Raw genomic sequence first — 12,093 nt, 5'->3', positions numbered from 1 at the left:
CGTTCCCTCTTTCTCAGCCACGCTCTTTGATCGACTCCAGGAATGGCTCCACGGCGGCTATCATGGGACGATGTCCTGGTTGGCTCGCAATCCTGCTCGCCGCGCAAACCCGCAGGTCGTACTCCCTGGGTGCAGATCAATCATTTCTGTCGGTGTGAATTACGACACAGGCCACCGCGCGACAGAAGGCCCTGGGTTGGGACGAATAGCTCGCTACGCCTGGGGGAAGGATTACCACGACGTAATCGGCAAGCGGTTGAGAAAATTAGAAGCAAAAATTCGAGAACTCGACCCGGAATCCGCCACCCGATCTTATGTCGATACGGGCCCCATCATGGAAAAAGCCTGGGCGCAACAGGCCGGACTCGGATGGGTTGGCAAACACTCGAATCTGGTCTCCTCTGAATATGGCTCATGGTTGTTACTGGGAGAAATTCTCACCACGCTGGAGCTACCGCACGATGAACCGGCTACAGACCTCTGCGGGAGTTGTTCCCTTTGCATTCAGGCCTGCCCAACCGGCGCAATCATCGAGCCGTATGTCGTAGATGCCACTCGATGTATTTCCTACTTGACGATCGAATTCCGCGGTACCCGTGAAGAAATTCCTGATGATCTAGCTTCTCGTATGGGACAACATATATTCGGCTGCGACGACTGTTTAGACGTATGTCCGTTCAACCTTCGAGGAGAACGGACCAACGATCCGGCCTTTTCTCCCTCCCCGATCACCCTGGCTCCGCGGCTAGAGGAATTAGCTTCATTCGACGAAGCTGTATTCGCGGAACACTTCCACGAAAGCCCTCTCAACCGGGCGAAACTTCAAGGCCTCCAGCGCAATGCAGCTATCGCACAGGCAAATCAATAACACCTCGCACCCTGCCTCTTAGCAGTTCATCCCCCTTCCATCCTGCCTTAAAGAGGAGTAGGGTAACTAAGTTAATTTCGGCGGTCGGCGATGGGGGCCTAGAAAGGAGAGTGCTCCTGTGGATCCTCCTACTTTTGCGCTTATTACAACCGATCGAACCATTGAACCGATTCTCCAGCAGGCCCTTTCGGGGTATCCAAACACTCTTCTTACGGCTCAAACAACAGAAGAAGCCCTTCGGCTTATTTCACGCCAACAAGACCTTGTACTCGCTATCTGTGATGATGAAGGAGGACGGATCGAGTGCGACAAGCTGCTGGTCCGGGCCAAACAAGCGCAACCGCCCATACCTGTGATCATCTTGGGAGCTGTCGATTCTGCGAAAGCGGCGACCGATGCGATTCACCGGGGAGCCTGCGACTATCTTCCGAAGCCGTTAACTGCCGAAGCGCTTCATCAGGCAATTCTTGGAACCCAATCTCGCCAGCCTGAAATCCCACCCTCATCTCCAGATCTCTTGCAGGGTTTTCAGAAGATTGTCAGCGTTTCTCCACAAATGCAGCTTCTTAAACGTTTGGCTGCAGAAGTGGCTGCGACCGATGCAACGGTCCTGATCACTGGTGAAAGCGGAACCGGGAAGGAGCTTTTTGCTCGTGCCATCCATATGGAAAGCTCGAGAGCGAGAGGCCCCTTCATCGCGTTGAACTGCGCTGGCATTCCAGAACATTTGCTCGAATCCGAGCTCTTCGGGTATCAACGCGGGGCCTTCACAGATGCGAAGCAGGCGAAGCCGGGCCGCTTCCAACTGGCCGAAGGCGGAACCCTTTTCCTCGACGAAGTTGGCGAGATGAGCCTGACTGCCCAAGCTAAGTTACTCCGCGTGCTGGAAGACCACGTCATCGACCCCCTCGGTAGCACGCATAGCGTGAAGGTAAACATTCGAGTGATCGCTGCAACCAATGAAGATCTTCCCTCACAGATCAAAGCAGGACGCTTTCGTCTTGACCTGTTTTATCGACTGAACGTGTATCAACTCCGCATCCCACCTCTCCGCGAACGACCTGAGGATATCGAACCGATTCTCCACTCATTCTTAGACACGGCGCGCCGCAGCCAAGGCTGCCGTATACAAAGCATCACGCCGGAGGCACTAACCCTGTTCCAGCGTCACGACTGGCCAGGCAATGTACGTGAGCTCCACAACGTGGTGGAAGGGCTGACGATCACGTGTAAAGACACGCAGATCCGACCAGAGCATGTGCCGCCGACATTTCGAATGACACAACCAAAGCCACCCGCAGCGCCCACAGAAAAGCCTTCTCTGCTGGCTTTCGGACTCTCATTTCAGGAAATGGAAAAGAAGATGTTGGAGGAGGCGCTCCGCAAGTCCGGAGGCAATGTGTCCGAAGCCAGCCGCCTATTGAAGATCACCCGCAACACCCTTCGCTATCGCATGGCGAAGTACAATATCCAGTAGCAAGAGGCAGAAATTCCCTCCCAGCTGATCCAAAACGCCCGCAGCTATAACCTTCGTCGCAGATAAAATCGCGTCCTGCAAACTCTGCAAAGCCATGGAAACCTACCTAACGCCCGTAAGAGAAAATCCCTCCAGCCGTGGCGCAGAGCCCTAGAACAATCTGTTGAACAACAGTTAGGACAGCTCGGCTGAACACCGTGTAGCATCTGATCACTCGGTGTAGTATTAGGGTATCGTCTTTAACTTCTCCCCTATTTCTTCGACCAAACCGGATACCAAACTGCAGGCTAGTGGAGTCTGCACTACGGCACGGACTTTTTCCCGTCCAAGGGGCTTTTAAAAAAACTGACGGACACCTAACAGTTTGGACGCATTTAAGACGCCATTTCCCCTACCCTCGCCGATGACATTCGCTGGAGATGCCCGCAGGTAGTACAGACATGACAACCTGTAGCTGTTCCGGAAAATGAACGTTCAATTTCGCGCTCTGGGTGATGACATCGAGGCTCGCCCTTCTGCTTCCAGGCTTCTCGTAACATGTAACCAACCGTATCCTTCACAGAACCTCTTTCATCTTCGCCATCATCGATGCGACACATTTAATGCCGATATCAGCCCAAAGGTCCCTAATCTGGAACAACGCTACGCCACCCGCGGAACCAGCCACCATCCCACCGTGCGCTCCAGGAATTGTGTGAGCCATTCGCGATCGATCGGCTCCATGTTTTGCACTTCGAGAGCAAACTCAAAACCTTTCACCCAGAGGACGGTGGCGTCTTCGACGTGGATGCCTTCAGGCCTCTCAGGAGGCCAGACCCAAAAACTGAGCCGCATTCCGGGACGCACAGGCATCGGGCCAGCCATTCGCCACCCATTGGCCGAGACATCCAACATAGTCCCTCGCGCTATAAATTCTCGATCCCCGTATAGAAGGGGCCAGCGAGCTGGCCAACGGGTGTGTCGACGCACAGGGTGTGATCGCCCTAGCATGTTCTCCTCCCATGACATCTTCAATTCAAATTTAGCCGCAAAAACAGTCGGTTACTATTCCTCAAATGGTGTGCCTCAGTGTGCCTCAAAAGGAGGGACCGACGCCGAATCCTGTTCTGCCCGGATTTTTTGCGTTCCAGACACTGCGAGCCAATTCGGAGGGAAATACTGCACACCGCGGCTAGGCGAAAACGCTTACCTCTTTTTGACCTGTGGCACCAATCTTGTCACTGCTGCCGAACTTGCATACTTGTAGTCGTTCAGCGTCGATTGGTCTCCCGCTACCCTTATCCCATTGCAAATGAATCTCGAGGCTCCCCTAAGCGTTGCTCCCAAGGAAGCAGCCTGATCCAGTTCCCCCTGCACGCATCGAACGAATGCCACCCAAACAAACCCTCTTCGAAATAATTCTCTTTCTCTTATTCCTCAACGAAAGCTGGTACCCTTCTACGTTGTACTTATTCCGCGACTAAAACTGCATTCCAGCTGCCTACTCATAACCGTACCTTGACGATCGTGACCCCATCGCCACCTTCACTGCGGTCGCCGGAACGTGTGCTTTCAACGTATGGTGAAACCCTCAAGTACTCGCGAAGCGAGGCCTTCAATTTGCCAGTGCCATGTCCATGGATGATCCGGATGGCAGGCGTGCCGTCGAGCGTGGCACGGTCAAGCGCCGCCACCACCTCATCCAGTGCATCGTCCACCGCCTTACCCCTCACATCCACCACCGTCTGCTCTTCCGCATGATAGGAACGAGTCGAGCCGCCAGGTTTCCGTGAAGCTGATGAGATGGCCGTTTTCGGCTCTGAAATGGACTCACGGGCCAACCCGACCAGATTCGCCACGGTCGCCAGCAACTCCCCCTCCCCAACTTTTACGCGGACACGCTTCTTTCCCTGCGGAGATTCTAACAACGTTCCCATCATTCCGAGGCCGGTGATCTCAACTGGGTCGCCCACACGCAGTCGATCGAACGGTACCGGCTCGCCGATCGGCACCAACTCCACCTTTGATTGCACCTCCAGCTCGGCCAGCCGTTGTTTGGCCTCCTTCGCCTTGATCATTTTCTGCTCGCGCTTGACGGCATCGACCGTCGCCTGTACCTCAGCGCGCGCACGACTGAATTGTTCTTGCAACTTCTTCTTGAGCCCCTTGCGCTCTTCCCGTTCGGTTGCTTCCAGCCTCGCCAACTGTTCCTTAGCCAGCCGCGCCGCTTCTTCCGCTTCGGCCCTGGCCGTCATTGCTTTGGCCAGATCCTCCGTGAGACGCCGCTGCTTGGCGTGGAGATCTTCCAACATCTTTTCCAAGGCGCGATCGTCCTTCTCAAGTTTTTGTCGAGCATCATCGAGCAAAGAGGCATCCATCCCCAATCGCCCTGCAATCTCAATGGCCGACGACCCTCCCGGCACGCCCATAAACAGCCGATAGGTCGGCGAGAGCGTCGCCACGTCGAATTCGACGCTCGCATTGGCAAATCCGGGCGTCGTCTGGGCCAAGGCTTTGAGCGGCCTATAGTGTGTCGTCACGATGACCTTCAGGCCGAGTGCGGCCAAGCGATGTAACAGGGCTTCGGCCAGGGCCGCGCCTTCCGTCGGGTCAGTCGAGGTGACCGGTTCGTCGAGCAATACCAAGGCTTGGCGCCCTTCCTGCATCTCGTCGAGCAATTGGATCATCTGAGTCATGTGGGCGGAGAAACTTGAGAGGTCGCGTGTCAGATCCTGCGCATCGCCGATGTCGGCATAGACTTCGGGAAACAGCGCCATTTCCGATTCCGGATCGCAGGGAAGCAACAATCCGGCTCTCACCATGAGGGCAAAGAGACCAACGATCTTAAGCGTAACGGTCTTACCTCCGGTGTTGGGGCCGGAAATGACAAGAACCTGCACCGAATCGTCAATCACTATATTATTTGCCACCACATGGTCCTTGGAGAGGACCAACAGCGGATGCCTCGCCTGCTTCAATCGAACGAGTCCTTGGCTGTTCAACGACACCGATTGGGCGTGCAACTGGCGGGCGAAGGAGGCCTTTGCAAAGATTGCGTCGAGATCAGCCAGAACATCGACGCCCGCCACGATTAAATCTTCGTGCTTTGCAACCGCCTCGGACAATTCGCGGAGAATCTTTCGAACTTCCCGATCGATCTCCCGATCAGCGACTTTTATGGCATTGTTCAAGTCCACGAGCTCACGTGGCTCGAGAAAGACCGTCGCACCGCTGGACGACACGTCGTGGACGATTCCCGGGACCCGCCCTTGCATTTCGATCTTGATCGGCACCACGTAGCGGCCTTCACGTTGCGCAAAATACTGTTCCTGTAATAAATCTGCGTAGCGCCGTGAATGGAGAATTTGGTCCAGCTGTTGGCGAATCCGCTGCTTCAACTCATTGGCGTGGTGGGTCAGGCGCCGCAACGCCGGCGTCGCGGATTCTTTGATCGAACCGTCTGCATGGATGGAAACCTCCAGCGCCTGCATGACCCCCCGAAGCTCGCTGCCGAACCGAAGCGCTTGAGTAGCTACTGACAGCGCCGGGGCCTCCGCTGCATGCCGGTTTATATAACGATGGATGTCCTCCCACAAGGCAAAGACCACAGCATGGTCGCGTAGTTCATGCGTCTCCAACACGGCGCCCTTGCCCGCACGAGCCAATGATTCGCGGATGTCAGGAAAGGAGAGCGATGGAATGGTGTCGGTACTTTCTTGCAATTGCACCATTTCTGTCGTTTGTTGTTGCAACCGTTGAGCGGTAAAAAGATCATCTGCCAGGACGACAGATCGGCACCGGGCTGCGCCCAGAGATGAGCGTGCCTGGCCTGCCAGCAACTCCAGCAGCTTGCCCCACTCCAAGACTTGTGTCGTTTGCTCGAAGAGCTCCATGGCCGTTCCTCAGGATGCCAATTAAACAGTGGCCCCGGACTCTAGCGAAGCACCGACCGTCGAAGCAAGAAAGGAATCACTGCTTCGGTGATGCTCCGTAATTTCATGGCCTTGCGTGGCTAAAACCTCTTTACCAACGCGGGATTACCACTTATGTAACACTTGACAAGGTGGGAGGTCACCGATACTATCGCGCACACTGAGGCCGGTATAAAACCGGCTAATTTTTTGTTGGAGGACAACTCGGATTATGGCGATCAGAGTAGGAATCAACGGATTTGGTCGGATCGGGCGGAATGTGCTGCGTGCCTCGCTTGGAGATCAGGACTTGCAGTTTGTGGCTATCAACGACCTTACCGATGCCAAAACGCTCGCCTACCTGCTGAAATATGACTCCGTGCACGGAACGTTAAAGGGAAGCGTCGAAGCCAAGGACGACCAGATTCTCGTCGACGGGAAGCCCATCAAGGTGCTCGCCGTCAAAGATCCCAAAGAACTCCCTTGGAAGGATTTGAACATCGACGTCGTTATTGAATCAACAGGCCGCTTTACCGATCGCGATGGCGCAGGCAAGCACCTCACCGCAGGAGCCAAATTAGTTATCATCTCCGCCCCGGCAAAAGACCCGGATGTAACTATCGTGTTGGGCGTCAATGAAGACAAATACGATCCAAAGACGCACCGCATCGTTTCAAACGCATCCTGCACAACGAACTGTTTGGCTCCCGTCGCCAAAGTCCTCATGGAGAACTTCGGTATCAAGCATGGCGTGATGACCACGATCCATTCCTATACCAACGATCAGCAACTCCTCGACCTGCCACATAAGGACCTGCGACGGGCCCGTGCTGCCGGCATGTCGATGATTCCTACAAGTACCGGCGCCGCCAAGGCATTACATCTTGTGTTGCCCCAATTGAAGGGGAAGATGGATGGGTTGGCGATTCGCGTCCCGACCCCCATCGTGTCCTTAGTGGATCTGACAGTGGAAACCGAAAAGGACTGCGATGTCGCCGCAGTGAATGAGGCATTTCGCAAAGCCGCCAGCGGGCCGATGAAAAGCATTCTTCAATATTCGGAAGATCCCATCGTGTCGATCGATCAGAAGGGCAACGATCACTCCGCCACGGTCGATGCACCGCTGACGGCGGTGATCGACAAGCGGCTCGTCAAAGTGACCGCCTGGTATGACAATGAATGGGGGTACTCGTGCCGCGTCCGGGATCTCATCAAGGTGCTTGCTGCCAAGTCCAAAGGCCGTTGAGCATAATCTTTTCCATCAGTCGTACGGGTTGCTGTATACAGATCTGAAGGACAGCCTATGAACCTGCACAAGCAGACCATCGACGACCTGGCACTTTCCGGAAAGAGAGTGATCATCCGTGCCGACTTTAATGTGCCTCTGGACGACTCGCTGCAGATCACCGATGACACGAGAATTCGCTCCACGCTCCCTACCATCAACCGCGTCGTCGACGACCTTGGCAAAGTCATCTTGTGTTCGCACCTCGGACGACCAAAAGGCAAGTTTGACCCGAAATTCAGCCTTGCTCCGATCGCCAAACGGTTAGGACGCCTGCTAGGGAAAGACGTGATTTTCGCTCCGGACTGCATTGGGCCGGCCGTCCAGAACCTTGTCGGAAAAATGAAACCAGGCGACGTCATGCTCCTGGAAAATCTTCGGTTCCATGCCGGCGAGGAAAAGAACGACGAAGACTTTTCAAAATCTTTAGCGGCTCTCGGAGATGTCTACATCAATGATGCATTCGGCGCTGCACATCGCGCCCATGCCTCCACCGTCGGTATTCCTAAATTTATTTCTGCATCAGCAGCTGGATTCCTACTCAAGAAGGAAATCGAATACCTGGAAGGGGCGGTCGAAAACCCAGTTCGTCCTTTCGTCGCCATTCTCGGCGGCGCCAAAGTCTCGGGCAAAATCGGTGTCATTGAAAATCTTGGCAAACGCGTCGACAAGGTCATCATAGGAGGCGGGATGGCCTTTACATTCCTCAAAGCCAAAGGCCTCGAAATCGGCAATTCGCTCGTCGAAAATGACATGCTCGATTTCGCCAAAGGCATAGAGGATCATGCCTTCTCCCGCGGCGTGAAGTTTTATCTTCCCGTAGACTGTGTCGTCGCGGCCAGCCGCGAGCCTGGCGCGGAAACAAAGATCGTTCCGGTTCAGGAAATTCCAAAGGGTTGGTACGCCCTCGACATCGGCCCCGCCTCGGTAAAACTCTTCACTGAAGCGGTCCAAAACGCGAAGACCATTCTCTGGAACGGACCGATGGGCGTGTTCGAAATCGATGCCTACGCGCGCGGCACCCTATCCGTCGCCCATGCGATCGCTGATGCCTACGCTCTGACGATCGTCGGTGGAGGCGAAACCGCCATGGCTGTCCACCGGGCTGGGGAATCCGAGAATATTTCGTTCATTTCTACCGGAGGCGGGGCAGCGTTGGAACTATTAGAAGGCAAGCAACTCCCAGGTTTGACGGCCCTGCCGGAGCGGAAGGATTAACGGGAGCGAGCCTCCCTCTTCCTCTCATCACTCTTTTCATACACTCGAGATCACGTGCGTAAACCACTCGTTGTTGGAAACTGGAAGATGAACAAGACGGCCTCGGAAGCCGCGTCGTTCGTCCGAGAACTGCTGGCGAAGATCGATGTTGGCCTTCAGGTTGAGATCGTCATTGCTCCGCCTTATACAGCACTAGAATCGGTCCGTACTGCGCTTGGTTCATCAACACGACTCGGCATTGGAGCCCAGAATCTTCATTGGGAGCAACACGGTGCTTTCACGGGAGAAATCTCGGGGCCCATGCTACGCGACCTTAGTTGCAGCTACGTCATCCTCGGCCATTCTGAACGGCGGAAGCTATTCGGCGAGCGGGACGCGGACATTAACAAGAAAGTTCGAGCCGCATTGATAAGCGGCCTTCGCCCGATTCTCTGTGTCGGCGAATCGCTCGAAGAGCGTGAGGGCGGCCGCACACAATCCGTCGTCACCGGACAGGTCATCGAAGGGCTCAAAGGATTGACGACTCAAGAAATGGCACCCGTCACCATCGCCTATGAACCCGTCTGGGCCATAGGAACAGGCAGGGCCGCAACCACGGAACAGGCAGTGGCTGTGCACCAGACCATTCGCTCCTGCATCGCGAAACAATGGAGTCCAGACGCAGCCAAGTCGATTCGGATCCTTTATGGCGGGAGTGTAACGCCTCAGAACGCCGGATCACTGCTTACGGCGGACGAGATCGACGGCGCCCTTGTGGGAGGGGCTTGTCTGAAAGCGGAATCGTTTGCTACAATCGCCCTCGTCGCGAAGGTTAAATGCGCTAACTGAGCGGAGTGTCATGCATACGCTTGTAATTATCATTCATATCATCGCCTGTTTTCTTATGATCGGCGCTATTCTTCTTCAGTCCGGCAAAGGAGCCGAGATAGGTGCGGCCTTCGGCGGATCGAGTCAAACCGTCTTCGGCAGCCGAGGACCGGCAAATTTTTTGAGCAAATTCACAGTTATCGTTGCTGTCGTTTTTATGGTGACCTCTATGACCCTTGCCATTATGGCCAGGGAGAAGAACTTCGCTTCCACCGTTATTGACCTGAACAAAAAAGAAACCTCTCAACCGGCTCCGACGACGCCAGCGTCTCCTGCCGATAAACCAGCGGCCGACTCCCACTCCGGCGATTCTTCCGCCACGCATTAAAGCAACAGCCCCCTAAGATTGCGTCGAGGTTAGGGAGGAGCGATTATCCGCGCCCAAAGGCCGTTTGCCCTCCCGACAAGACGATCGAACGGACTCTATAGCAAGACTGCAGCAAGAGAACTTCCAAAGGGTACGGACCGAGCCATCTTGTGGGTTTAAGCGAGGCGAGACGCAAGGGGCGTGGGCTGTTCGCTACCTAAACGCGGGTAAGCCAGGAATCGTGGCTCGGATCCTCTCCCTGTACAATGGCGAAGAACCGCTTTTGCAGATTGAGGGTGATCGGACCAGGTTTCCCGGTTCCAATACGGCGATTGTCGATCTCTCGAACCGGCGTCAACTCCGCAGCCGTTCCCGTCACGAACACTTCATCCGCAATATACATTTCATCGCGCGTAAAACGTTCTTCCGTCACGGGAACGCCCTGCTCCATTGCCAGGTCGATCACTGAATTGCGGGTAATCCCTTCGAGAATGGAGGTCAACGGAGTAGTCTTTATGCGGCCCTTTCGAACGATGAAAATGTTTTCACCTGTCCCTTCCGAGACATAACCCTCCGGGTCCAACAGAATTGCTTCATCGTAGCCGTCCGCTTTGGCCTCACGCTTGGCCAAAATCGAATTCACGTAGTAACCGGAAATTTTGCCTCTCGTCATCGACACGTTGACGTGATGCCTTGTAAACGACGACACGCGAGCCCGCATCCCGTTCGCCAGGGCATCCTCTCCGAGATAGGCTCCCCACTTCCATGCCGCGATTGCTAACTTGATCGGATTGTCGCCAGGATAGACACCCATTGCACCGTAACCGATGTAAACGAGCGGTCGGATGTAACAGGCCTCGAGCTTATTGACCCTGACGGTTTCCACAATGGCTTGCGCAACCTGCTTCCTCTCGTAGGGAATCTCCATCATGCCGATGTGGGCCGATTCGAAGAGCCGATCGACATGTTCCTGGAGGCGGAAAATCGCCGAGCCGGACTTCCCTTTGTAACAGCGAATTCCTTCGAACACAGCCAGCCCATAGTGCAGGGAATGGGTCAGCACGTGGACATTCGCGTCCGCCCAATCAACGAACGACCCGTCCATCCAGATTTTTCCTTGAGGTTCCATTACGAGGAATCGGACTATAGCAGCGGCCTGGAAGGAGCGTCAAGCAAAGGGCAGGAAACGAATGTGAAGTGCGGAGTGACCAATTCTACTGGAGCCCTTCACGGTGTGAACGTGCCTGTTGAGTGATCAAATCCGCAATTCGATGGGCAGCCCCGGGCGCATGGCCTTCTATCTTCAAGCCAAATTCGTATTGGTTGACCCATTGAACTGAAGCTCGAGTAATTTCAATCGGTGGCCCATGCTCGTCGACTATCACACGTACCGATAGCTCGGTACCTGGCTGCAGGGAATGATCTCCCAACACTCGCATCCCTGTGCGGGAGAGGTTCATGACCACACCTTTCCCGACGAAGGTTCCGCTCAAGTAATAGGAGCTATACCAGGTGGGGATTCGGCGATATGGCCGGACCACGAACTTTCTCGGGTGAACTTTTTTTGTCGTTGTCTTCATGGGGCTATCATAGCCCGGTCATCTCTTACGAAAACAGCCTACAAACGGGGGAGAAATCGCCCAAGTAGGTCTTTCCGCTTCCACCGGAAGCCAGGGTCTTTCCTTGACACATTTCAAATCACTGTGATAGAGAAGTATGTTCTGTTATGGAGGAAGTGACACATGTATGCAATCGTAGAAACAGGCGGCAAGCAATATAGGGTCGAAAATGGCACCCTCGTGCAAGTTGAAAGCCTTCCTGGCGAAGTCGGCGGTACAGTTGAACTGAGTCAAGTTCGATTGGTCCATGGCGACAAGGGTGTCCTTGTGGGACAGCCCCTGGTCACAGGCGCGAAAGTGACCGCGGAGATCGTCGGACAAGGCCGGACTCGCTCCATCATGGTATTTAAGAAACAACGGCGGAAGAATTATCGGCGGACCAAGGGCCATCGCCAAGGGTTCACCAAACTCCGCATCACCGGCATCGAAACAGCGTAAGGAAGAACAGCCATGGCAACAAACAAAGGCGGCGGTTCATCGAGAAACGGTCGGGACAGCAATCCGCAATATCTTGGAGTCAAGGCATTCGGCGGTGAAACCGTCAAGGCTGGGGCGATCATCG

12 protein-coding genes are annotated in these 12,093 nt (G+C 54.8%); 8 read left to right on the top strand and 4 right to left on the bottom strand.

From position 1 onward, the window contains the following. A partial coding sequence (gene queG, locus ACWVCN_RS02320; protein ID WP_455243897.1) for a tRNA epoxyqueuosine(34) reductase QueG occupies positions 1 to 868 on the top strand: 868 nt, incomplete at its 5' end. 118 nt (positions 869 to 986) lie between these two features. Further along, entirely contained in the window at positions 987 to 2,345 is a 1,359-nt protein-coding gene (locus ACWVCN_RS02315) for a sigma 54-interacting transcriptional regulator (protein ID WP_455243896.1), read from the top strand. 642 nt (positions 2,346 to 2,987) lie between these two features. On the opposite strand, the gene ACWVCN_RS02310 is transcribed toward ACWVCN_RS02315, so the two are convergent. Next, positions 2,988 to 3,335, bottom strand: coding sequence for a PilZ domain-containing protein (locus ACWVCN_RS02310; RefSeq protein ID WP_455243895.1), 348 nt, complete (start codon positions 3,333 to 3,335; stop codon positions 2,988 to 2,990). A 494-nt stretch (positions 3,336 to 3,829) separates the two neighbouring features. Next, entirely contained in the window at positions 3,830 to 6,217 is a 2,388-nt protein-coding gene (locus ACWVCN_RS02305) for an endonuclease MutS2 (RefSeq protein ID WP_455243894.1), read from the bottom strand. Between the two features lie 250 nt (positions 6,218 to 6,467). Here ACWVCN_RS02305 and gap point away from each other — a divergent pair, with 250 nt between their 5' ends. From gap to secG, 4 genes are all read left to right on the top strand, one after another. Beyond that, a complete protein-coding gene (gene gap, locus ACWVCN_RS02300) occupies positions 6,468 to 7,481 on the top strand; it encodes a type I glyceraldehyde-3-phosphate dehydrogenase (RefSeq protein WP_455243893.1) in 1,014 nt (337 codons plus the stop codon). A gap of 63 nt (positions 7,482 to 7,544) precedes the next feature. After that, complete coding sequence (locus ACWVCN_RS02295; protein WP_455243899.1) at positions 7,545 to 8,738, top strand: phosphoglycerate kinase; 1,194 nt, start codon at positions 7,545 to 7,547, stop codon at positions 8,736 to 8,738. A 54-nt stretch (positions 8,739 to 8,792) separates the two neighbouring features. Further along, a complete protein-coding gene (tpiA, locus tag ACWVCN_RS02290; protein WP_455243892.1) occupies positions 8,793 to 9,566 on the top strand; it encodes a triose-phosphate isomerase in 774 nt (257 codons plus the stop codon). 10 nt (positions 9,567 to 9,576) lie between these two features. Next, positions 9,577 to 9,933, top strand: a complete 357-nt coding sequence (gene secG / locus ACWVCN_RS02285) for a preprotein translocase subunit SecG (RefSeq protein WP_455243891.1) — start codon at positions 9,577 to 9,579, stop codon at positions 9,931 to 9,933. A 196-nt stretch (positions 9,934 to 10,129) separates the two neighbouring features. On the opposite strand, the gene ACWVCN_RS02280 is transcribed toward secG, so the two are convergent. Beyond that, the gene (locus ACWVCN_RS02280; protein WP_455243890.1) at positions 10,130 to 11,041 is read right to left on the bottom strand and encodes a branched-chain amino acid transaminase; all 912 of its coding nucleotides are present in this window, start codon (positions 11,039 to 11,041) and stop codon (positions 10,130 to 10,132) included. An 85-nt stretch (positions 11,042 to 11,126) separates the two neighbouring features. Further along, on the bottom strand, positions 11,127 to 11,492 hold the full coding sequence (locus ACWVCN_RS02275) for a PilZ domain-containing protein (RefSeq protein WP_455243889.1): 366 nt from the start codon (positions 11,490 to 11,492) through the stop codon (positions 11,127 to 11,129). Between the two features lie 162 nt (positions 11,493 to 11,654). Between ACWVCN_RS02275 and rplU the strand changes: the two genes are divergently transcribed. Then, positions 11,655 to 11,969 carry a 50S ribosomal protein L21 gene (rplU, locus tag ACWVCN_RS02270; RefSeq protein ID WP_455243888.1) on the top strand — a complete coding sequence of 105 codons (315 nt, stop codon included), beginning with the start codon at positions 11,655 to 11,657 and terminating at the stop codon, positions 11,967 to 11,969. A 12-nt stretch (positions 11,970 to 11,981) separates the two neighbouring features. Continuing rightward, on the top strand, positions 11,982 to 12,093 hold a 112-nt coding region (locus ACWVCN_RS02265), incomplete at its 3' end, for a 50S ribosomal protein L27 (RefSeq protein ID WP_455243898.1).

This window comes from Petrachloros mirabilis (assembly GCF_975968855.1).
The sequence above is the reverse complement of the archived record's forward strand: the minus strand, read 5'-3'. Positions and strand labels throughout refer to the sequence as shown.

Excerpts from the sequence above, each read along its gene's own strand:
- ACWVCN_RS02310 (WP_455243895.1), bottom strand. The coding sequence starts at position 3,335 with ATGCTAGGGCGATCACACCCTGTGCGTCGACACACCCGTTGGCCAGCT.
- ACWVCN_RS02305 (WP_455243894.1), bottom strand. The coding sequence starts at position 6,217 with ATGGAGCTCTTCGAGCAAACGACACAAGTCTTGGAGTGGGGCAAGCTG.
- gap (WP_455243893.1), top strand. The coding sequence starts at position 6,468 with ATGGCGATCAGAGTAGGAATCAACGGATTTGGTCGGATCGGGCGGAAT.
- secG (WP_455243891.1), top strand. The coding sequence starts at position 9,577 with ATGCATACGCTTGTAATTATCATTCATATCATCGCCTGTTTTCTTATG.
- ACWVCN_RS02280 (WP_455243890.1), bottom strand. The coding sequence starts at position 11,041 with ATGGAACCTCAAGGAAAAATCTGGATGGACGGGTCGTTCGTTGATTGG.
- ACWVCN_RS02275 (WP_455243889.1), bottom strand. The coding sequence starts at position 11,492 with ATGAAGACAACGACAAAAAAAGTTCACCCGAGAAAGTTCGTGGTCCGG.
- rplU (WP_455243888.1), top strand. The coding sequence starts at position 11,655 with ATGTATGCAATCGTAGAAACAGGCGGCAAGCAATATAGGGTCGAAAAT.